16 protein-coding genes are annotated in these 22,164 nt (G+C 70.8%); 5 read left to right on the top strand and 11 right to left on the bottom strand.

Annotated elements, in window-relative coordinates; translation table 11 throughout:
- Nucleotides 1–104: 104 nt before the first annotated feature.
- Together thrB and thrC are read right to left on the bottom strand one after the other, a co-directional pair.
- Nucleotides 105–1,013, bottom strand: coding sequence for a homoserine kinase (gene thrB / locus ABGB01_RS32545; protein ID WP_347777357.1), 909 nt, complete (start codon nucleotides 1,011–1,013; stop codon nucleotides 105–107).
- Between the two features lie 52 nt (nucleotides 1,014–1,065).
- Nucleotides 1,066–2,124 (bottom strand): threonine synthase, encoded by a 1,059-nt coding sequence (thrC, locus tag ABGB01_RS32540; protein WP_347777355.1) that lies wholly within the window; start codon nucleotides 2,122–2,124, stop codon nucleotides 1,066–1,068.
- 289 nt (nucleotides 2,125–2,413) lie between these two features.
- On the opposite strand from thrC, the gene ABGB01_RS32535 reads away from it, so the two are divergent.
- The gene (locus ABGB01_RS32535) at nucleotides 2,414–3,823 is read left to right on the top strand and encodes a glycosyltransferase (RefSeq protein WP_347777354.1); all 1,410 of its coding nucleotides are present in this window, start codon (nucleotides 2,414–2,416) and stop codon (nucleotides 3,821–3,823) included.
- 77 nt (nucleotides 3,824–3,900) lie between these two features.
- On the opposite strand, the gene ABGB01_RS32530 is transcribed toward ABGB01_RS32535, so the two are convergent.
- The 6 genes from ABGB01_RS32530 to ABGB01_RS32505 all read right to left on the bottom strand — a co-directional run bounded on the left by ABGB01_RS32530 (nucleotide 3,901) and on the right by ABGB01_RS32505 (nucleotide 12,204).
- Nucleotides 3,901–5,589, bottom strand: a complete 1,689-nt coding sequence (locus tag ABGB01_RS32530) for a glycosyltransferase (protein WP_347777353.1) — start codon at nucleotides 5,587–5,589, stop codon at nucleotides 3,901–3,903.
- Nucleotides 5,586–6,722 (bottom strand): family 2 glycosyl transferase, encoded by a 1,137-nt coding sequence (locus ABGB01_RS32525; RefSeq protein ID WP_347777351.1) that lies wholly within the window; start codon nucleotides 6,720–6,722, stop codon nucleotides 5,586–5,588. The genes ABGB01_RS32530 and ABGB01_RS32525 overlap by 4 nt, the downstream gene beginning before the upstream one ends.
- A 203-nt stretch (nucleotides 6,723–6,925) precedes the next feature.
- Complete coding sequence (locus ABGB01_RS32520; RefSeq protein ID WP_347777349.1) at nucleotides 6,926–8,215, bottom strand: homoserine dehydrogenase; 1,290 nt, start codon at nucleotides 8,213–8,215, stop codon at nucleotides 6,926–6,928.
- Complete coding sequence (lysA, locus tag ABGB01_RS32515) at nucleotides 8,212–9,597, bottom strand: diaminopimelate decarboxylase (RefSeq protein WP_347777347.1); 1,386 nt, start codon at nucleotides 9,595–9,597, stop codon at nucleotides 8,212–8,214. Before lysA ends, ABGB01_RS32520 begins: the two co-directional genes overlap by 4 nt.
- Before the next feature lie 125 nt (nucleotides 9,598–9,722).
- Entirely contained in the window at nucleotides 9,723–10,346 is a 624-nt protein-coding gene (locus ABGB01_RS32510; protein WP_347777345.1) for an anticodon-binding protein, read from the bottom strand.
- Between the two features lie 10 nt (nucleotides 10,347–10,356).
- Nucleotides 10,357–12,204, bottom strand: coding sequence for a hypothetical protein (locus ABGB01_RS32505; RefSeq protein ID WP_347777343.1), 1,848 nt, complete (start codon nucleotides 12,202–12,204; stop codon nucleotides 10,357–10,359).
- Nucleotides 12,205–12,275: 71 nt separating this feature from the next.
- Between ABGB01_RS32505 and ABGB01_RS32500 the strand changes: the two genes are divergently transcribed.
- Both ABGB01_RS32500 and treS read left to right on the top strand, forming a co-directional pair.
- Entirely contained in the window at nucleotides 12,276–13,910 is a 1,635-nt protein-coding gene (locus ABGB01_RS32500) for an asparagine synthetase B family protein (RefSeq protein WP_347777341.1), read from the top strand.
- Between the two features lie 261 nt (nucleotides 13,911–14,171).
- Nucleotides 14,172–15,908, top strand: a complete 1,737-nt coding sequence (treS, locus tag ABGB01_RS32495) for a maltose alpha-D-glucosyltransferase (protein ID WP_347777339.1) — start codon at nucleotides 14,172–14,174, stop codon at nucleotides 15,906–15,908.
- Here the strand turns inward: treS and ABGB01_RS32490 are convergent.
- From ABGB01_RS32490 to ABGB01_RS32480, 3 genes are read right to left on the bottom strand one after another with little or no spacing between them, the layout of a single operon-like run.
- On the bottom strand, nucleotides 15,895–18,162 hold the full coding sequence (locus ABGB01_RS32490) for an FtsX-like permease family protein (protein ID WP_347777337.1): 2,268 nt from the start codon (nucleotides 18,160–18,162) through the stop codon (nucleotides 15,895–15,897). The two genes, treS and ABGB01_RS32490, sit on opposite strands and share 14 nt — an antisense overlap.
- Nucleotides 18,163–18,219: 57 nt before the next feature.
- Nucleotides 18,220–18,948 (bottom strand): ABC transporter ATP-binding protein, encoded by a 729-nt coding sequence (locus tag ABGB01_RS32485; protein ID WP_347777335.1) that lies wholly within the window; start codon nucleotides 18,946–18,948, stop codon nucleotides 18,220–18,222.
- Nucleotides 18,945–19,451 carry a PadR family transcriptional regulator gene (locus ABGB01_RS32480; RefSeq protein WP_347777333.1) on the bottom strand — a complete coding sequence of 169 codons (507 nt, stop codon included), beginning with the start codon at nucleotides 19,449–19,451 and terminating at the stop codon, nucleotides 18,945–18,947. The genes ABGB01_RS32485 and ABGB01_RS32480 overlap by 4 nt, the downstream gene beginning before the upstream one ends.
- Before the next feature lie 129 nt (nucleotides 19,452–19,580).
- Here ABGB01_RS32480 and ABGB01_RS32475 point away from each other — a divergent pair, with 129 nt between their 5' ends.
- Together ABGB01_RS32475 and ABGB01_RS32470 are read left to right on the top strand one after the other, a co-directional pair.
- A complete protein-coding gene (locus ABGB01_RS32475) occupies nucleotides 19,581–20,828 on the top strand; it encodes an ABC transporter substrate-binding protein (RefSeq protein WP_347777331.1) in 1,248 nt (415 codons plus the stop codon).
- A gap of 7 nt (nucleotides 20,829–20,835) precedes the next feature.
- Nucleotides 20,836–22,158 (top strand): ABC transporter substrate-binding protein, encoded by a 1,323-nt coding sequence (locus ABGB01_RS32470; protein ID WP_347777330.1) that lies wholly within the window; start codon nucleotides 20,836–20,838, stop codon nucleotides 22,156–22,158.
- Nucleotides 22,159–22,164 lie beyond the last annotated feature (6 nt).

The following is a 22,164-nucleotide window of genomic DNA, read 5'->3' as shown; positions in this document are numbered from 1 at the left end:
GATGTGTGGCTGACAAGCACGCACCCACCAAGGGGGCATCTGGTGCGGCTATCAGCCTAACATCACCAGCGCACACGGCTATTCCCTGAAGGTCTAAAGAGGCATCAGCGTGTCTCGGGGAACTGAACGTTCGCACCAACCGGGTCGACGTCCATTTGCTGGATGTGCCAGTCATTACCCACTTCTGGCGCGATCAAATCCTGCGAATCCGATGTGGAGAACGCAAGAACCGCGGGACCCGCTCCCGAAACGACCGCGGGCACACCCACCGCACGGAGACGTTCTACCAGATCCGCGCTCTCCGGCATGGCAGGCGCGCGGTAAGGCTGGTGGAGCCGATCTTCTGTCGCGGCGAGCAGAACCTCTCGCTCGGGCCGTCGGGTCAGCGCGGCGATCAGCAACGCGGCCCTGCCGGCGTTGAAGGAGGCGTCCTTGTGGGGCACGTCCTTCGGCAGCAGCCCCCGTGCGGCCTCTGTGGACAGCCGGGTCGACGGGACCACGACCACCGGACGGATGCGCTCGTCGGGAGCTAGTTTCACCATACGCGGCACCCCCGTGTGGTCGCACCAGGCCACGGTCAGCCCGCCTGCCAGGCAGGGGGCGACATTGTCGGGATGGCCCTCCATCTCGGTGGCCAGCGCGAAAACCTGGTCGTCGGAGAAACTTGTCACGCCGGCCAGCGCCCGCGCGGCGAGGATGCCCGCGCACACGGCCGCCGACGACGACCCGAGCCCGCGGGCGTGCGGAATCCTGTTACGGCACCGCAGGCGGATCCCGGCCGGTTGGGGCACGCCCACGCGGGCGAACGTCGTGCGCATGGCTTTGACGATCAGATGGCCCTCGCCGAGGTCGACCTCACCCGCGCCCTCGCCCTCGACGGTGACGGCGACCCCCGGCTCCTCGGTGAGCGCGGCCTCGACCTCGTCGTGCAGGCTCAGTGCCAACCCGAGCGTGTCGTAGCCCGGCCCCAGGTTGGCCGATGTGGCGGGCACGCGGATCTGAACAGTGCTCACGTTTGCCTCATGATTCCTCGCTTCCCCCGTGTCCCCGCGCCCTGGTGTGGCGTCAGGCGAGGTTGAGCGCCGCCGCCGCGGCGTGGACGTCGATGGGGATCACCACGGGCGCCGGCGCGCCCGAGATGGCCCAGTCGGGGTCTTTCAGGCCGTTGCCCGTGACCGTGCAGACGACGCGCTGCCCTGGCTCGACCATGCCCTGCGCGTGAGCCTGCAGCAGGCCCGCCACGCTGGCCGCCGACGCGAGCTCGACGAACACGCCCTCTTCCTGCGCCAGCAGTTTGTACGCCGCCGCGATCTGCCGGTCGGTCACCGCCTGGATGGCCCCGCCGGACTCGTCACGGGCCGAGGTGGCCAGCGACCAGGAGGCCGGATTGCCGATGCGGATCGCGGTGGCGATCGTGTGCGGGTGGGTGACGGGCGCTCCCGCCACGATGGGCGCCGCCCCGCTGGCCTGGAAGCCGAGCATGCGCGGCCGCTTCGTCGCCACCCCGTCGTCGGCGTATTCGCGATAACCCATCCAGTAGGCCGAGATGTTGCCGGCGTTGCCCACCGGGATGCAGTGGATGTCGGGGGCGTCGCCCAGCGTGTCGACGATCTCGAACGCCGCCGTCTTCTGCCCCTGCAGCCGGTACGGGTTGACCGAGTTGACCAGCGCGATCGGGTAGTTGGACGACAGCTTGCGGGTCATCTCGAGACAGTCGTCGAACGACCCCTCGACCTGCAGCAGCGTGGCGCCGTGCACGAGCGCCTGGGCCAGCTTGCCCATGGCGATCTTCCCCCGCGGCACCAGCACGGCGCAGGTCAGCCCGGCGCGGACGGCGTAGGCCGCGGCCGAGGCCGAGGTGTTGCCGGTGGAGGCGCAGATGACCGCCTTGGCGCCCTCTTCGACCGCCTTGCTGATGGCCATGGTCATGCCACGGTCCTTGAAGCTGCCGGTCGGGTTGGCGCCCTCGACCTTGAGGTAGACGTCGCACCCCGTCAGGGCGGAGACGCGGTGCGCGGGCACCAGCGGCGTGCCGCCTTCGAGCAGCGTGACGACGGGCGTCTTCGTGGTCACGGGAAGACGCTCTCGGTATTCCTCGATGAGGCCACGCCACGACCTGCTCATGATGGACTCCCTACCTGCGGTGTTCGGCACAGAGTGTACGGGGTGCGGACGACCGTCGCGGAGCCGCGTCCACGGGACGGGCACGAGGACGGGCACAACATGGACGCGGGCCACGTACCCCTGCCCCGAACAGTCGTTGGACAGGGGCACTATTCAGGAAATTCTCAGCATCTCCCGATAAGGTCTCGGCCAGGGGGTCACCACCATGAACGCGCGTCCTGCTTTGAGGCAGAACGACTATTCACCAGTAGCGGTTCCGCGGCTCGGCACCTGGTCACCGGATCTGTCCATGAGCGTGGTGATACCGGCTCACGGCGGGCAGGGGCTCGATCTGACGCTGGCCGCTCTGGCCGCGCAGACGTACCCGGACCATCTTATGGAGGTTCTGGTCGTCGACGACGGCAGCGATCCGCCGATCCGGCTGCCCGAGATCAGGCCGGTCAACACCCGCGTCGTCCGCGTGCGCGACGGCTGGGGCATCTCCAACGCCGTCAACACGGGCGTCAAGGCCGCCGACGGCGAGATCATCCAGCGCCTCGACGCCGACATGGTGGCCTGCCGCGAGCACATCGAGGCCATGGCCCGCTGGCACCACGTGACCGACTATCTGGTCAGCATCGGCATGAAGAAGTTCGTCGACACGCCGCCGGTCACGCCGCGCCAGGTCTTCACGGCGCGGCGCCTGGACGAGGTGTTCGACCTGGCCGAGGCCGTGCCGAGCTCCACCGAGGCGACGATCGCCAAGACCGACGGGCTGCGCAAGAGCCGCAACCCCTATCACGTGTGCACGGGGCCGACCTTCGCCCTGCCCAGGGAGGTCTTCCACGCCGTGGGCGGTCTCGACCCGAACGTGGTGCGGGGCGAGGACACCGAGTTCTCCTACCGGCTGGCGATGCACGGCGTGGTGTTCGTGCCCGAGATGGAGGCGCAGGCCGTGCACCTGGGGCTGCCCTCGCAACACCGTGACAGGGAGCGCGCCGTGCGTGCGGTCGAACCGTACCTGGCGCACCGGATCCCGCTCCGCAGGGACCTGCGCAAGGACCGCGGGCGGCGGTGGCTGGTGCCGTACGTCGAGATCGTGCTCGACGTGACCGACACGTCCGAGTCCGTGGTGCGGCGGGCGGTGGCGGCGGCGCTGGACGGCAAGCTGCAGGACGTCGTGGTGACGCTGGTCGGGCCGTGGTCGCGGCTGGACGACGAGCGGCGCGTGACGCTGTCCGACCCGTGCTTCGAGCTGCGGCTGATGCGTGATCTGTTCGCGCACGACGAACGCGTGCGCCTCATCGACGAGGCCGCCCCGACGCCCGCGCCGACGCCGTTCCGCTATCGGGGGCCGGTGGACGTGCCGCTGCACCGGGCGACGCTGGAGCGCATGATCGAATCGGTGCAGAAGGACCTGGCGGGCATCCTGATCGTGGACCTGCCCGACGGGCGCTCCGCCCGGCTCGAACGCACCTCGGCGCTCGGCCGCGCCGTGCTCCTGTCGCCTTCGGCGGCCTGGGCGGGCGCGGACCTGGACGAGGTGATCGACACCACCCATGGGGTACGCCACGAGCCCCCGGACCGCTACTGGCCCGCGCCGCCCGCGCCCGCGCCCGCGCCGGAGCCGGTCACCATTCCCGCCCAGGTGACGGCGCCCGCGGAGCCGTCCGAGAAGACCCTGATCAGACGCCTGAAGTCGGCCCTGCGCCCCGGCTGACCGCGCGCGGGGTGCGGCCGGGCACCGGCACCGCGGTGGGCCGGCCGCGCGGGCTCGGCCCCGGCCGCGCGGGGCGGTCAGCCGCGCAGGCGTTTGCGGAGGGCGCGTCTCATGGTGGTGGACACCATCGCGCGCAGGCTCTGCTGGGCGCGGTTGGCTGCGGCGATCTGGCGGCGCAGGGTGCCGACCTCGCGGCGCAGCTCGACGGTGCTCTTGCGCCAGCGCCCCGCCTCCTCTTTCCACTTCGCCACCTGCGCCCGCAGCCGCTCGTTCTCGGCGGCCCGCCTGGCCGCCTCCGTCTGCGCCTCGACGCGGGCCTTGTACGCCGCCCGGCGCCTGGTCGGCGGCTCGGGCTCGGCGGTGAACCCGTGGGTCTCGCCGTCGACCCAGGCGACTCCCGACACCGCGTCCACCGCGTCGTCGAGATCCTCGTCCGGGGCCGCCACGATGCGGGCCCTGGCGAAGGCCGACGTGCGTTCCAGCCGGGCCGCGACGACGCCGTCCGCCGACTCTCGCAGCAGCACGTTCACCAGGCCGAGGCCCTCGTCGCGGGCCAGGTCGAGCAGGCGGGCGAGGGTGTCCTCGCCGGGCGCCCAGCCGGGCGGCAGGCGCAGCACGAAGGGCACGGCCGGGTCGATCTCTTCCGCGGACGCAAGGCGCACCCGGTGTTCGTGCTCGTAGTGGCCGTGGACCAGCACGAGTTCGAGGTCGGGGTCCTTCAGCGGCGCGCGGCGCTCGCCGCCGAGCCGCTCCCAGGGGCCGACGAGGAGCACGGAGAGGTCTGGGACGGTGCCGGCGAGCAGGGCGTCCACCGCCGGCCGCACGGTGTCGTAGCCCACGGTGCCGTCCATCACCACCGTGACGTACGGGATCTTCCACCGCCGCGCCGGATGGCCGCGCAACCAGCGGTAGGCCGGGATGCGGTCGGCCACGAAGGCGTGGCTCACCCGGTCGATCGGCTGTTTGTCGCGCATCCGCATGGTGGGCCCGAGGTGGTAGGCGCGGGCCCGCGGCTCGGGGACGAACACGGCTCCGGCCTGGGCGAGGCGGTAGCCCAGCTCGGTGTCCTGGCCGAGGATCAGGTCGTCGTCCATCGGGCCCGCCGCCGCGATCAGGCGGGCGTTGACGGAGGTCGCGCCGCCGACGTGCAGGCTGAACGGGCGCTGCGGGTTGGCGGTGAGCCCGTCGGTGCGCTCGACCAGGTCGACGATCCAGGCGTGCGGCTCGGCCGGCTCGAACGCCGCCTCCAGGTCCTGGGGCAGCTCGGCGGGCGGTTCGGCGTCGGTGAACCTGATGTAGCCGGTCACGACGGCGTAGGGGGCGGCGTGATGCCAGCGCATGTGCGCCTCGATCGCTCCCTGCGTGAGCACCACGTCGGAGTCGAGCCAGAAGATCACGTCGCCGGTGGCCTCGGCGAGCCCGGCGTTGCGGGCGGTGGCCCGGCCGGGCTTGTCGCAGACGACCAGCCGGGCGGCCGTGCCCCCTGGCAGGCGCAGCGGCGGCGAGGTCCCGTTGTCGACGACGATGATCTCCGTCAGCTCCGCCGGATACGTCTGCCGCGCCAGGCCCTGCAGCACCAGGTCGAGCTTGTCCTGGCCGCCGTAGGCGGGGATGACGACGCTGACCGTGAGCTCCGGGGTGACGTGCTCGGGAGGGCCGAGAACCCGGTAGTCGTTGCCGCGCACCCTGACGTGACCGGCCGCGGCGTGGGGGGTCACGTGCGTGGGCTGGGCGGACGCGCCGGCGGCACCTCCGGGTGGCGTCATGCGGCTTCCATCAGCAGGCTCGGCCGGAAGCCGCGCCACTGGTTGGCGGCGACCTTGAGGAAGTGGGCGAGAGGCAGTTGCCAGGTGTGGTCGGCGCTGAGCCCTCTGCGCAGGACGTAGCCCAGCCCGTGGGTGCGGTAGATTCGCGCGCCGGCCTTTTGCGCGGCTTTCAGAAACTCGAGATCAACAGCACGAGGCACGGCAGGAAATCCCCCTATTTCCTCAAATTTGGCACGAGAAACCATGATCGTTCCTCCGGCCACGTGATCGGACCACACCTCGCTCGGATAACGCGCCCCGCTCGCGAACGTCGTACGCCTGATCGTCGCCCTGAGCGGCTCCAGGTAGAAGAACTCCGCGGTCGTGCCCACCACGTCGGCGCCGGTGTACGACATCGCCATGAACAGGTCGGCCAGGTGGCGGGGTCCGTACCAGTCGTCGTCGTCCCACTTCGCCAGGTGGTCGCCGCTCGCCAGCGCGGCCGTGCGGTTGAGCACCTCGCCGAACGGCACCGACGCCTCCGCCTCGATCCACCTCACCGGCAGCGAGCAGGACTCGACCACCTCGCGCACCTGCTCGAACCCCACCCCGTGCAACCCGAGCAGCACCTCGGCCTCGACCTCACGCTGGCGTTCCATCTGCGCCAGCGCCGCGCCGATCAGACTTGCCCGTTTGCTCGACATGACGATGCTGATCTTCGGGCGGATCGCGACCGGGTGCGCCAGCCGGCGCAGGCGTACGCTGTGCTCCTCGCGCCGGAGGTCGGCCAGGGAACGCGCGGTGCCGTCGGCGGCGTGGCGGAGCCAGTCGCGGTCGGTGAGCAGCTCGGCGAGGCCGGCCGGCACCCAGGGCTCCGCGCGTTCGGCCGTCAGCGGGATGCCGGCGGCGGCCAGGCTCAGCAGGCCGTCGAGTGGCACGCCGACGGCGGGCCACTCGACCTCCAGGCCGCGCAGCGGGCGTAGCGCGGGAACGTCGGGCGGCTGCCCGTCGACCACCCAGCTCCCGTCGGCCCAGTGCAGGCGGCCCAGCCCTTGCTCCGGCGTGCGCACGAAGCCGCTGGGGGTGGAGGGCCCAGTGGACGGCCCAGCGGACGGCCCAGCGGCGGACCCGGTGGAGGCCGGGGCGGCGGACATGAAGGGTCGCTCCTCGAACGCTCGGGACTCAGTCGGCGCCTACCTTACGCCCGATGTACTGGCCAGGTAGCAACAATCCGGCACAATCGGCAGCCCTTATGGCATGAGGGATAAGCACGATATTTCCAGATTTGGTCTGTGCCGCCGGTGGACGAGCGCCTGGTGAAGCCACGCGATGACCGTTCCTCGGGAAGTGAGGTGCGCTAGTCGTCGCCCTCCACCCGCATGACGCTGGCCACCGCGCGAACGATGTCGAGCTCGCGCAGCCCCTCCATGGTCGCCGACAGCGCGGCGTCGGTGGCGCGGTGGGTGACGATGACGAGTTGGGCGTCGTCGCCGTGGCCCTCCTGGCGCACCGTCTGGATGGACACGTCGTGCTTGGCGAACAGCTCCGCCACCCGCGCCAGCACACCGGGCTTGTCGGCCACGTCGAGCGCCACGTGGCAGCGCGTGACGGTCTCCCCCATGGGGTGCACGGCCAGGTCGGCGTAGGTGGACTCGTCGGGCCCGCGGGTGCCGACCAGGCGGTTGCGGGCCACGGCCACGAGGTCGCCGAGCACGGCGGAGGCCGTCGGCGCGCCACCTGCGCCCTTGCCGTAGAACATGAGCTGCCCCGCCGATTCGGCTTCGACGAAGACCGCGTTGTACGCCTCGCGCACCCCGGCCAGCGGATGCGACCTCGGGATCATCGCCGGGTGCACCCGCACCCCGAAGGAGCGGCCGTCGTCAGAGCGGGCGCAGATGGCCAGCAGCTTGATGACGTAGCCCATGTCCTTGGCGGAGGCGACGTCGGTGGCGGTGATCTCGGTGATGCCCTCGCGGTGCACGTCGGCGGCCGTGACGCGGCTGTGGTAGGCGAGCCCGGCCAGGATGGCGGCCTTGGCGGCGGCGTCGAAGCCCTCGACGTCGGCCGTCGGGTCGGCCTCGGCGTAGCCGAGGGTCTGCGCCTCCTCCAGGGCGTCGGTGAAGGAGGCGCCCGTGGTGTCCATCTTGTCGAGGATGTAGTTGGTGGTGCCGTTGACGATGCCCAGCACCCGCTTGACGTGGTCGCCCGCCAGCGACTCGCGCAGGGGGCGCAGCAGCGGGATGGCGCCGGCCACGCTGGCCTCGAAGTAGAGGTCGCCGTTGCCCTGGCGGGCGGCTTCGTACAGGCTCGCGCCGTCCTCGGCCAGCAGCGCCTTGTTGGCGGTCACCACCGACTTGCCGCCCGACAGGGCGGCGACGATCAGTGAGCGGGCCGGCTCGATGCCACCGATGACCTCGATCACGATGTCGACGTCGTCGCGGGTCACCAGCGCCTCGGCGTCGGTGGTGAGCAGCTCGGGGCCGACCTCGATGTCGCGCTTGCGGCCCAGCCGCCGCACGGCGACGCCGGCCAGCTCGAGCGGGGCGCCGATGCGGGCGGCCAGATCGTCGGCCTGCTCGTGCATGAGCCGGATGACCTGGGTGCCGACGACGCCGCAGCCCAGCAGCGCCACTTTCAGCGGTTTCACAGCTGCCCCCTCAACAGGTCGTCCTCGGTCTCACCCTGCACGATCACGCGGGACTCGCCGCGCGACACGGCCACCACGGCGGGTCGGGGCAGGTAGTTGTAGTTGCTGGCCAGCGAACGGCAGTAGGCGCCGGTCGCGGCCACCGCGATCAGGTCGCCGGGGGCGAGGTCGGCGGGCAGGTGGCAGTCGCGCACGATGATGTCGCCGCTCTCGCAGTGCTTGCCGACCAGGCGGCTGAGCATGGGCTGGGCCTGGCTCTCCCGGCTGGCCAGCACGGCGGTGTATTCGGCGCCGTAGAGTGCCGTGCGCACGTTGTCGCTCATGCCGCCGTCGATGCTCACGTAGGTGCGCAGGCCCTCGACGTCCTTGACGGTGCCGACCTCGTAGAGGGTGATGCCGCCGGGGCCGACGATCATGCGGCCGGGCTCGACCGTGAGGCGGGGCACGGGCAGGCCCGCGTCGACGCAGACCTTGGTGACGATCTCGCGCAGGCCGTCGGCCAGCTCCTTGATGTCGGGCGCCTCGTCGCCGTCGACGTAGGCGATGCCGTAGCCGCCGCCCAGGTCGAGCTCGGGCAGCACCACACCGTGCTCGTCCTTGATCTGCACGAGGAGGGTGGCCAGCCGGCGTGCGGCCACCTCGAACCCGGCGGTGTCGACGATCTGGGAGCCGATGTGCGAGTGCAGCCCGACGAGCTCGAGCTGCGGCAGCGCCAGGATGCGGCGCACGGCCTCCGCGGCGGCCCCGGAGTTGAGCGACAACCCGAACTTCTGGTCGTCGTGGGCCGTCGCGATGAACTCGTGGGTGTGCGCCTCGACCCCGGTGGTCACCCTGACCATCACCTTGGGCCGCTTGCCGAGCCGCTCGGCGTGGTAGCCGAGGCGGGCGATCTCCTCGAACGAGTCGACCACGATGTGCCCGACCCCGGCCTCCAGTGCCCTGGTCAGCTCGGCGGCGGACTTGTTGTTGCCGTGCATCGTGATGCGCCCTGGGGGGAACCCGACGCTGAGCGCGACGGCCAGCTCACCGCCGCTGGCGACGTCGAGCCCGAGACCCTCGTCGCGCAGCCAGCGCACGATCTCCTTGCACAGGAACGCCTTGCCGGCGTAGTGGACGTCGGAGCCGGCGAACGCCGTGGCGTAGTCGCGCATGCGCGAGCGCACGTCGTCCTCGTCGAGGACGTAGAGCGGGGTGCCGTGCTCGCGGGCCAGGTCGCGGACGTCCACGCCGCCGACGGTGAGCGCGCCTTGCTCGGCGCGCGTCGACGTTCGGGACCAGATCGCGGGATTGATGCGGTTGATGTCGGCGGGCGCCAGCGGCGGGCGCTCGTGGGGCATCATCTCGGCGTGGCGGTCCCCGGCGGGATGGGCGTATCGACTCACCCGATCGAGGCTATCGGAACCGCCACCCCTCCCAGGACTCCTGACCACGGATCGAGACGCGATCACGCCCCAGAAGGGATATTTTTACGCCATTTCGCCGTTTGGCCGGATATTTTTGTGAGCCATCACAACCGATCAGGCCCGATGAGCACCCTGCCCACCGCCTCCGCCAGCCGGACCCGCGCCGTGTGCACCGGCTCCGCCGGGGCGTCCCCCATCGGCACGGCGGGCGCGCGCTCGTGCGCGTCGTGATAGGCCAGCGCCAGCCGCACGAGGTACGCCTCCCACCGCGGATCCCTGCTCGCCAGCCGCCCCGGCAGCTCGGCCAGCACCCGCAGCACCCTCCGGTCGTACGGGTCGGCCGGCAGCCCGGCGGGGAAGCCGCCGGACGGCACTCCCAGCTCGCGGGCCCACCGCCGCACCGCGCAGGTCCGCGCGTGGCCGTAGCGCACCACGAAACCGGGGTTGTCCCAGGTGCGCGGGAAGTCGGGCCACCCGGGATCGGGGATGTCCAGCGGCTCCACAGTCTCGACCAGCTCACCCGGCACGCTCACGACGATCCGCAGGAACCCGTTCTCACGCACGTCCACGCGCGACACCCCGCCGAGCTCGCGCACCCGGGCGGCGAGCGTCACGGGCGGGACGCGCCTCCGCAGCGCGGCCGCCGAGACGTACGCGGCCTCCCGCTCCCACGTCCCCTCGGGCGCCGGCGGCTCCCCCAGCACCTCGGCCAGCTCGCCGGGCGTCATGACGACGGCCTCAGATGAGGGCGTGCGGCTCGGCGGAGCCGTACTCGACCAGGAGGGCTGCGCCCAGCAGCCAGCGGTCCTCGTCGCGTACGCGCACGTAACCGAACCGGTCGGCCGAGAACACCTTGATCCCGTCGGTGCGGCACTGCCGCATCAGCACCTCGTCCCATCCGTCGGTGAGGTCGGCGAACCGCAGCTCGCGCAGCGTGTTCCTGCGCGCGAGCAGGGTCGCGCCGGCGATCTCGGGAAGGTAGGAGTATTCGGCGTCCGGCTGCTTGAGCAGCGTGGCCTGCGGCTTGCGCAGGTGGGCGTAGTAGGCGGCCTTGCCGACGATGTCGGCGGTGCTGAACAGGAACGCCCGCCGCAGGTCGGACAGGTAGTGGGCACCGTAGACGTCGCGCGGGTCCATGACCGCCACCAGGTCGGCCTCGCACAGGTCGATGCCGGCGTTGAGCATCGCGCCCTCGGTCATCGACGGCTGCGGCCTGCGGTAGATCACGTCCACGTCGGGCAGCACGTCGCGGGCCCGCAGCTCGGCCTCCGGCGGCCCGATGACGATGAGCTGGTCGACGCCCGACTGCTTGGCGACCTGCGCCAGCGCGTGCTCCATTAGGAACGGGTCGAGGATGGGCAGCAGGACGGAGGTGTTGAGCGTGGCGCGGGCGCTGGGCAGGCCGATCGCGTCGAGCATCTCGTCGATCCGCTCGGTCATCGTGCCCATCTGGTACGCCCTGCGCAGCGCCACGTGCGCCCGCCGCGCGTCGGGTTCGGTGCCGATGGGCGTGCCGCAGGCGGCGATCTCGGCCAGCCGCCACTGGGGCGTGCCCGGCGGGCAGTCGGCCGCGGCCGGCCAGCGGTAGGAGGTCAGCACGTCGGGATAGGCCAGGTGGCCGGGCAGGAGCTGGTCGAGCGTGAGCACCCGGTCGATGCGCCCGCCCGCCAGCGGCAGCGGGTTGTGCACCCGGGGCTGCACCCCGAACTGCAGCCGCGGCCACGCCACGGTCAGGTCGGTCGTGAAGCGGTGCTCGAACAGCTCGGCCGCCGCGGCGTAGGCGGCCACGTCGCCCCCTGTGTGCCAGAAGACCGTGCGGATGCCGCGCTCGGCGCACCAGGCCAGCAGCGCCTTGAGGCCGTCGCCGGGCTCGCCGGTGATCTCCTCGGCCCACGGGCCCTGCGTGACGGACTCGACCACGAGCAGGTGGGGCACCTCGAGCGGGAGCACCCTGGCGAAGTCGCGCGGCGTGAAGCCGGTCGTCTGCCGCCACTCGTAGCGCAGCAGCGCCTCGGCGTGCGGGTCGGCGATCACCGCCGCCGTGAGGTGGGGCCGCGTGTTGGGGCCGGTCGGCACCCGGAACGGCTTGAGCTTGAACGAGGCGCCGTTGAGCGTCCTGGTGGTGCTGGTGGCCTGGAACGCCGCTCCAGGGCGCTCGTCCTTGGCCTTGCCCGCGCCGGCGACGGGCTTGCGCTTGGGCGCGGACGGCCGCTTGACCGGCTTGGCGGCGCCCCTGAGACCCTTGGCCAGCCGCATGGGGTTGTTCTTGCCGCTCTTGATGGCGTCGCCGAGCCGGTTCCACCGCGCGACCTTGATCGAGGACAGTTTCCAGTTGGCCACCTCGGCCTGGAAGCGCTGCTCGGCCAGCTCCTTGCGGAGCTTGTCGGCCGCCGCCCGCTCGGCCTCCAGCCGTTCCTCGGCCTCGCCCAGTTGCTCGGCCAGCGCCCTGGCCTCCTCGGCGCTCTGCTCGGCCGCCGCCAGCTTGGCCTGGGCGGCGTCCAGCAGCCTCGCCAGCTCGGCCGCGCGCTCGGCCTGCGCCACGGCGTCCCGCAACGCCCTCCGCGTGCTTTCCAGCTCAGTAGACAACCGGCCCTCCGCTCTCTCGGCCCGGCAAAGGATACTCTTTTGCAGCAAGCGTCTCGAAGGGATGAGATCCGGTGCAGTTCAACGTGCGGCCCTACGTATGCGGCGCTCTCGGCCGGATCGACACCGCCATGCTCGGCAAGCTGACCGCTGCGGGCCCGAAGGTCCGGCCGGCGCTCCAGACGCCCGAGGCCGCACTGTTCAGCTCCACGCCGCTGCCGCCCTACCACCGCGCCGACGGGGGTTTCGCGTTCTCCTGGGGCGAGCGCAAGCCCGCCGGGCCGGACGACTGGATGGCGGTCGCGGAGACGTACGAGACTCCGGGCCTGATCGGCGACGGCCGCCGGGTGACGCTCCACACGGGGGCGCTGGGGCTGGTCGACGTCTACTACGTCCGCCACGGCGACGCTGTCTACTTCTCGTCCCTGATCCAGCCGCTGCTCAGCCTGGTGCCGATCGAGATCGACTGGGCGGCGTGGGCCTCGATCATCCAGGCGACGTTCCCGATGGGCGAGGCGACCCCGTACACCGAGGTCAAGCGCCTGCCGGGGTCGAGCGCGCTGGTGTTCGAGCACGACAGGCCGATGATCGAGCGCAGGCTGCCGCGCTGGCTGCGCACCGAGCCCTACGAGGCGTGGATCAGCCCGCACGAGATCGTGGAGCTGCTGCACGACGTGTACGCCGGCTACGAAGGCCGCAAGCTGCTCGTGCCGGTCAGCGGCGGCTACGACTCGCGCCTGCTGGCGAGCGTGGCCAAGGCCGTCGGGGCCGACGTCGAGTCGTGGACCACCAGCCCCGACGACGGCACCGACACCGACATCGCGTTCGCCCAGTCGATCACCAGGGAGCTGGGCATCCCGCACCGGGTGATCACCCAGGACGCCGCCGACTATCCCGCCGACGCGGTCGACGTGGCCCGCAGGCTCGAATACCTGACGCCCCACCACGCCTGGTACGCCCCCTTCGCCAAGGAGGTGCACGGCTCCGGCCGCATGCTGATCGACGGGCTGGCGGGCGGGCCGCTGCTGAAGAACTTCATGGTCAGCGGGGCCGCCCTGGAGGCCAGGACCCAGGCCGAGCGCTCGGCCGCCGTGCTGAGGTCGCTGTCGCTGGGCGCGCCGTCGCAGCCGTTCCTGTCCAAGGCGGCGGCGGAGTGGATGGAGGAGACCGTCCGCGAGCAGTTCCTGGCGGCCACGTCCATGCTCCACGGGCACCGGGCCGAGCTGCCGCTGTCGGTGCTGCACACCAGGACCGTGCGGGGCATCGCGCGCTCGGTGGTCAACCTGGTGGGCCCCGAGGCGTCGTTCGCGGCGCCGTTCATCCATCCGGGCTTCTTCGACGCGGCGCTGTCGGTCGGCGTGGCCCGTAAGGACAAGGGCCGCTTCTACCGCGAGGTGCTGCACGCCGCCAACCCGCGGGTCGCCGCGCTGCCGTCGACCAACGTCGTCAAGCAGCCGCTGCGGCGGGTGCCGCTGCGGTCGACGGCCGTTCCCGCCCGAAATTATTCGCACCGGATGCTGGAGACCCTGGTGAGCCGGGTCCCGAGCCTGCTGTCGGATGAGCTGCACGAGGTGATCGCGGGCGGCCCTGACGCGCTGACCAGGTTCAACGGGTGGAACGATCGCTTCTGGGTGCGCGGTTTGGTGCTCTTCGGGCTCTGGCTGAGCGACTTCGAGAACGACCTCTCGGACGTCGCTCCACCTTTTTAGTGAACTCTGGGTAACAGGGCGATTACGTACGGATCTCTCGGGTATGAACCCGGCACAGCAGAAGCGGGTTCCGGAAAGCCAACGGGCTGGTAGTGTTCGGCCCGTAAGCGCCGCACAAACGGGCACCAGATCACAAATCCGGTCTCGTTCATGGGCATGGGGTTCGCAGGGATGACGACTCCAGGCGGCGCGGTCACCAGATAAGAACGCCGGGGTAACCGGTGACTTCGTCCTGCCCACATCTCTTCCTGTGAGCGACATATGATCAACGCATCCCCAACACCGGAGCCGATCTCCGAGGCGTTCGTCTCGGAGGATCCAGGTTGGTACAAGCGGGCGGTGTTCTACGAGGTCCTCGTCCGGGGGTTCAAGGACTCCAACGGCGACGGCACCGGCGACCTGCGCGGTCTCATCGAGAAGCTCGGCTACCTCGAGTGGCTCGGCGTGGACTGTCTGTGGCTGCTGCCTCTGTACGAGTCGCCGCTGCGCGACGGCGGTTACGATATTTCGGACTATATGAAGATCCTGCCGGACTTCGGGGATCTGGGCGATTTCGTCCAGCTGATCGAGCGGGCGCACGAGCGCGGCCTGCGCATCATCACCGACCTCGTGATGAACCACACCAGCGATCGGCACCCCTGGTTCCAGGCGTCCCGGCACGACCCCGAAGGGCCGTACGGCGACTTCTACGTGTGGTCCGACCACCCCGGCGCCTATCCGGACGCGCCGATCATCTTCATCGGCGCCGAGGAGTCCAACTGGACCTACGACCCGGTGCGCAAGCAGTACTACTGGCACCGCTTCTTCCACCACCAGCCGGACCTGAACTATGACAATCCGGCCGTGCAGGAGGCGATGCTGGAGGTGCTGCGCTTCTGGCTCGACCTGGGCATCGACGGGTTCCGGCTGGACGCGGTCCCCTACCTGTTCGAGCGCGAGGGCACGGCCTGCGCAGGGCTGCCGGAGACGCACGCCTACCTGAAGAAGATCCGCGCGGAGGTCGACCGGCTCTACCCCGACCGGGTGCTGCTGGCCGAGGCCAACGGCTGGCCCGAGGACGTCGTCGAATACTTCGGCGACCCCACCACGGGCGGCGACGAGTGCCACATGGCCTTCCACTTCCCGCTGATGCCGCGCATCTACATGGCGGTGAAGAAGGAGACCCGCGAGCCGATCTCCGAGATCATGTCGCGCACGCCGAAGCTTCCCGAGTCGGCCCAGTGGGGCATCTTCCTGCGCAACCACGACGAGCTCACGCTCGAGACGGTGACCGAGGAAGAACGCGACTACATGCACAGCGAATATGCCAAGGACCCCCGCATGCGGGCCTACCTCGGCATCCGGCGCCGGCTCGCCCCGCTGCTCGACAACGACAGGGACCGGATCGAGCTGTTCACGGCGCTGCTCCTGAGCCTGCCGGGCTCGCCGGTCATCTACTACGGCGACGAGATCGGCATGGGCGACAACATCTGGCTGGAGGACCGCGACGCGGTCCGCACGCCGATGCAGTGGAGCCCCGACCGCAACGCCGGGTTCTCCAGCGCCGACCCCGGACGCCTCTACCTGCCCGCGGTCATGGACCCGATCTACGGCTTCCAGGCGGTCAACGTGGAGGCCCAGCAGCGCCATGAGGGCTCACTGCTGCACTTCACCCGCAAGATGCTGGAGATCCGGCGCAAGCACCCGGTGTTCGGCGTCGGGGCGTACACCGAAATGTGGTCGTCGAACCCCTCGGTGCTCACCTACGTGCGCGAGGACCGCGACGACGCGATGTTGTGCGTCAACAACCTGTCGAAGTTCCCGCAGCCGGTCGAGCTCGACCTGCGCCGTTTCGAGGGCATGGTGCCCGTCGAGGCGCGCGGCGGGGTGCGGTTCCCGCCGATCGGCGAGCTGCCCTACCTGCTCACGCTGCCGGGGCACGGGTTCTACTGGTTCGCGCTGAAGCGGGAGGAGTCCGCGCGGGCGGGCTCGGTGAGCGAGCCCGTCAGCGCGCGGTGACGGGCACCTGGGCGCGGGCCGCGCGGCGGGCCGGGATCAGCGCGACCGCGAGAGCCGTGCCCACGGCGATCACCACGGCGACGGCCAGCGTCAGCGGCGAGGGTGGCCGGCCGATGCCGGCGCCCACACCGCTGGTGTGGCCCTGCAGGTCGATCAGCCCTGTGACGACGGAGGCGCCGGCGGCGGCGCCCGCGCCGACGCCGAGCACGACCAGCAGCCCGGTGCCGGTCACGAGCGTGGCCATGACCTGCCGGGGCGTCAGGCCCATGGCCTTCAGCACGGCCAGGTCGAAGGCGTGGTCACGCAGGCCGAGCGCGCTCGCGGTGAGCAGGTTGGCCAGGCCGATCAGGGCCAGCACGGCGATCAGCGCCACGATCACGACCCGGATGATCGACAGGCGGTCCGCGGGGTTGACCGCGGCCTGAACGTCCAGGCCCTCGGCCGAATCGGCCAGCAGCCGACCGCGCACCTCCGCCCGGTCGGCGCCCGGCCTGAGCGCGAGCGCGTAGTATTCCGGCGGCACGGAGTCTTTCGCGGCCAGGCTGTCCAGCCCCACAGAGAGCACCACGCCGTCCTGGTCGGGCTCGACGGTCCTGCCGACGATCCTGACGATCAGCGGCGAGCCGCCCACCGTCAGCCGCACCCGGTCGCCGATCTTGATCCCGAGCAGGTCGAGCAGGCCCTGCCCGGCGACGGCCTCGCCCTGACGGGCATATCTGCGGCCCTCGACCACGGGGAACGGGTAGGGCTCCGTGGAGCTGCCGACGGCCCGCACCCGCACCGAGCGGGCCTCCCCCGGTGCCAGGGCGTTCACGTCGGTGCCCGGATAGACCGCGGCCACGTCCTTGTCGCGCCCGGCGATGCGCCCGGCCTCCGACGCCTCCAGCTTGCCCGGCCTGACGTACAGGCCGGCGTGCTGGCCGACCTGCTCGGGATGGCTGAGGAAGTTGTCGAGCGTGGCCCACACGCCGAGGCCGATCGTGATCATCATCATCGGCACGGCCAGCCCGAACGCCGTCAGGAACGCCGGCACCCGCCTCGTGAAAGCGTCCCTGGTGCCGAGGACGAGGGCGGGCGGGAGGCGTACGAGGAGGGCGAGCCTGGCCAGCCTGGACAGGTGGCCGCGCGGCGGCGAGGCGGGCGCCGCGGGGATCGGCGGAGTGCGGCCACCGCGCCACGCGGGCAGCCCCACCGCGGCCAGCACCACCAGCGCGGTGCCCGCGACGATGGCCAGCACCGGCACCGGCGCCACGGAGGTCGGGCCGAGCACCGCCGCCATCACCCCCCAGCCCGCCAGCGTGCCGAGCGCGACCCCGAGCAGGCCGAGCGCGCCGTGCTCGGCCACCAGCAGCAGCGTGATCTGGCCCCTGGTGAAGCCCATCGACTTGAGCGTGGCCAGGTCGCGCAGCTGGCCGAGCACCCGGCCGCCGGCCGCGTTGGCCAGCGCGAGCGCGGCCGCCACCAGCCCGACCACCCCGAACAACGCCAGCAGCGTGCCGAGCAGCCGGTTGTCCAGCTCCATGGCGCTCCTGACCTCGCGCCAGGTGTAGACGCGCTGGAGCTGGTCCTCCAGCATGACGACCACGCGCTGGGAGACGACCTGCGCGGCGTCGGGATCGGCCAGGCGCAGCCCGGTCACCCACTCGCTGCGGCCCATCATGGGCTCGATCCGGTCGAGCATCTCGGGCAGCACGTAGGCCAGGCCCGGCGTCCACTCGGGGTAGAAGCCGTGCTCGGCGGTGTCGGCGATGCCGCGTACGTACAGGGTGTGGCGCTCGCCGCTGAGCGCGATGATCGTGAAGGGCGCGCCGACCCCCAGCCGCAGCGACGACGCGAAGGACCGCTCGACGACCACGCCGTCCGGCTGGGCGGGGTCGAGCCAGTCGCCCTCGGCCACCAGCGGGTGCGCCACCCCCGCCGGCCGGGCCGGCATCGCGCGCAGCGCCGCGGGCTCCCGCTTGCCGTCCTGGCCCACGGTCACGGGCGCCGAGCGGTAGGGGCCCGCGATCTGCGTCACGCCGTCGATGCCCCCAAGCGCGACCTCGGGGCTGTCACCGGTGTAGAACCACACATGGGCGCCGTCGGTCTGGGCCGACAGGCTCCGCCACGGGTTGGTGCCGTCCTCCAGCAGGGTGGCCGCGGTGATCAGCGCGGCCACGATGCCCGCCACGGCCAGCACCGTCAGCACCGCCTGGCCCTTCCTGGCCCGCAGGTCGGCCTTGATCCACCGGCTGCCCGCCAGCGCGGTGCTCATCGCTCGCTCACCGCTCCTCCGTGCTCATCGGTCGCTCACCGGTCGCTCACCGGTCGCTCATCGGAGGTCGATCACTTCGCCGGCGGTGCCCGTGCGCCTGCGGGCGATGCGGCCGTCGTCGACGATCTCCCCGTCGAACAACGAGACCACCCGGTCGGCCAGGGCGGCCACGCGGGCGTCGTGGGTGACCATGACGATGCTCTGGCCCTCCTTGTGCACCTTGCCGAGCAGGCGTAGCACGTCGCGCGTGTTGCGGCTGTCGAGGTTGCCCGTGGGCTCGTCGGCCAGCAGCAGGCTGGGCTCGTTGGCCAGCGCCCTGGCCAGCGCCACCCGTTGCTGCTCACCGCCGGAGAGCTGGGCCGGCGCGGCGTCGGCCCTGTCGGTCAGGTCGAGCGCGCCGAGCAGGCTCTCCCTGCGCTCGCGGGCCACCTTGGGCGAGACCCCGGCCAGCAGGGCGGGCAACTCGACGTTGTCGCCGACGGTCATGTTGGCGACGAGGTTGAAGAACTGGAAGACGAACCCGACCTTCCTGCGCCGCAACAGCGCCCACGCGCTCTCGGAGAGGGTGTCGACGCGCTTGCCGTCGAGCCAGATCTCGCCGCTGGTCCTGGCCTCGAGCCCGCCCAGCATGTGGACGAGCGTGGACTTGCCCGAGCCGGACGGACCCATGATCGCGACGAACTCGCCCGGCTCGACCTGCAGATCCACCCCGCGCACGGCGGGCACGGGGATGGCACCATCCTGGTAGATTTTGACCAGATTGACCGTTTTCAGCACGGCGCTCATGCCAGATCCTCCTGGCAACGTTCGAGCCAGTCAAGATCCGCCTGGAGGTGGAGCATGGCGCCCTCGATGAGCAGCATCGCCACCCGGTCGGACGGGGACGTGCGGTCGAGGAGGTCGTTGAGGTCGCTCATCAGCGACAGGTAGTGGCGGCGCTGCCTGTTGATCAGCGCCATGCGGTCGGCGATGCCGGTCAGCGGGGCGAGGACGAGCTTCATGAAGAACTCGTCGCGCACCCTCGGACCCTCGGTGGGCTCGTCGACCCAGGTGGTGAGGTGCTCGCGGCCCTTGGCCGTCAGGTAGTAGACCTTCTTGTTGGGCCGGTTGGACTGCTCGACGTCCACCGCCCTGACCAGACCGTCCTTCTCCAGCCTGCCGAGCGTCACGTATATCTGGCCGATGTTGGGGGAGGGGTAGGCGCCGCCGAAGGTCTGCTCGAGAGCTTGTTTGAGCTCGTAGCCGTGAGCCGGCTCTTTGGCCAGGAGCGCCAGCAGGTGAAGCCGCACCGCCCCACCTCCCCGCTGTGTTACGTATGCGTTACGAAGATATCCGTTGACCTACAGATTACCGCTGTGCATAACATGAATGCATCTACCTAACACGTATGTAACCCCGCTGAACACCCGGAGGAAACAGTGCTCCGCCCGCTCGTGCTCCTGCTGGCCGTGGTCCTCACGACCGGATGCGCGGCGGCGGGCGACGAGGGCGGCGGCGCGACGGGGACGGGCGGCACCGGGCCCATCACGTTCGCCACCGGACGCGACACCACGGCATACCTGCAGCCCCTGCTGGACCGCTGGAACCAGGCCCATCCGGCCGAGAAGGTGACGCTGCTGGAGCTGCCCGAGGCCGCCGACGAGCAACGCGCCCAGATGGTGGCCAACCTCCAGGCCCAGAGCAGCCGATACGACGTGCTCGGGCTCGACGTGGTGTGGACCGCCGAATTCGCGGAGAACGGCTGGATCATCCCCCTGGAGCGCGGGTTGTTCCCGCTCGACAGGTTCCTGCCGCCGGTCGTGGAGACGGCTGTCTACAAGGGCAAGCTCTGGGCGGTCCCCTACACGAGTAACGCGGGGCTGCTCTACTACCGGACCGACCTGGTCGCCAAGCCGCCGAGGACGTGGGCCGAGCTTCGCGACCAAGCACGAAGGATCACGAAAAAGCATGACATAGACGGCTATGCCGGGCAGTTCCTGGCGTACGAAGGGCTCACGGTCAACTTCAGCGAGGCCGTGCAGTCAGCCGGCGGCCAGATCGTCAGCCGCGACGGCGAAGAGGTGACCCTCGACCCCGCCCAGGGCGGGACCGCCCTCGACTTCCTGCTCCAGGGGCTGCGCGAGGGCTGGATCCCCGAAGAGTCGCTGAGCTACAAGGAGGAGGAGTCGCGCCTGGCCTTCCAGGAGGGCAGGCTGGCCTTCGCCCGCAACTGGCCCCACGCGTACGGCCCCGCGAAGGCCGAGCTGGGCGACAAGGTCGCGGTGACCAGGCTGCCCGGGCTCGACGGGCCGGGGTCGAGCACGCTGGGCGGCGCCAACCTGGCCGTCAGCGCCTTCTCCAAGCACCAGCACACCGCGCAGGAGTTCATCCGCTATTTCACGAGCCTGGAGAACGAACGCCGGGTGCTCACCGAGGGCTCGTTCCCGCCCGTGTGGACCGAGCTCTACGACGACCCTGCCCTGATCAAGCGCTTCCCCTACCTGCCGGTGCTCAAGGAGAGCATTCTCGCCGCCAAGCCACGGCCGGTCAGCGCCAACTACAACCAGCTGAGCCTGGTGATCGCCAGTTCGGTCGCCAAGGCCCTCGCCGACCCCGCCACCGAGGCCGCCGACGACGTCGCGACCTCCATGAAGTCCGAACTCGAAGAGATCATCAGAACCCAGTGAGGCAGCCATGCGAAGAAGCAGAGCAGCAGCGATCCTGGCCGGGCTCGCGGTAGCGGTCGCCGCCTGCGGCAACGCGCCGACGACGACGGAGCCCACCGCCTCGGGGTCGGCGCCGGCCACCGGCGCCGACAAGACGCTCGAAGGCGTGACGCTCGAGGTCGCGGCCAAGTGGACCGGAGCCGAGCAGAAGAACTTCGAGCAGGTGCTCAAGGCCTTCACCGACAAGACGGGGGCCAAGGTCACCTACGCCTCCACCGGCGAGGACACCGGCGCCTACCTCGGCCCCCGCATCCAGGGCGGCAACCCGCCCGACGTGGCGATCCTGCCGCAGCCCGGCCTGGTCCAGCAGTACGCCGACCAGGACGCGCTCAAGCCGCTGAACGACGCCGTCATCAAGGAGATCGACACCAACTACACCCCCTACTGGAAGGAGCTCGGCTCCGCCGACGACAAGGTCTACGGCGTGCTGATCAAGGCGGCGCACAAGTCGCTGGTCTGGTACCGCTCGCAGGCGTTCGACGACGCGGGCGTACAGGCGCCGACCAACTGGGACGAGCTGGTCAAGGCCGCGCAGACCGTCGCCGACTCCGGCACGCCGCCGTTCTCCTTCTGCGGCGCCTCCGGCTGGACGCTGACCGACCTGTTCGAGAACGTCTACCTCTCCACGGCGGGCCCGGAGAACTACGACAAGCTCTCCAAGCACGAGATCCCGTGGACCGACCCCACCGTCGCCACCGCGCTGGAGAAGATCCAGCAGATCGTGAGCAAGCAGGAGTTCCTGGTCGACGGCGTCTCCGGCACCATGCAGACCGACTTCCCCACCTGCGTGAGCAAGGTCTACGGCACCAAGAAGGCCGCCATGGTCATCGAGGCCGACTTCGTGGCCGTCGAGGCCGACCAGTCGGGCGCCAAGGTCGGCGAGGAGGCGAAATACTTCCCGTTCCCCAAGGTCGGTGACACCGCCCCGGTCGTGCTCGGCGGCGACGTCGCGGTGGCCATGAAGGACTCCCCCGGCGCCATGGCCCTGCTGCAGTTCCTGGCCTCCAAGGAGGGCGGCGAGGTCTGGGCCAAGCTGCCCGGCTACCTGTCGCCCAACAAGAACGTCTCCCCCGACAACTACCCCGACGAGCTGACCAAGCAGCTCGGCCAGACGATCGTCTCGGCCGGTGACGCCGTCCGCTACGACATGTCCGACCTGGCGCCGAGCGCGTTCGGCGGCACCGACGGCAAGGGCGAGTGGAAGGTGTTGCAGGACTTCCTGCGCGACCCGAGCGACGTCAAGGGCGCCCAGGAGGCGCTCGAAGCCGAGGCCAAGAAGGCCTGGAAGTAAAGAGGT

It is taken from the genome of Nonomuraea sp. B5E05 (genome assembly GCF_039880665.1).
Classification (GTDB): Bacteria; Actinomycetota; Actinomycetes; order Streptosporangiales; family Streptosporangiaceae; genus Nonomuraea.
The sequence above is the reverse complement of the archived record's forward strand: the minus strand, read 5'-3'. Positions and strand labels throughout refer to the sequence as shown.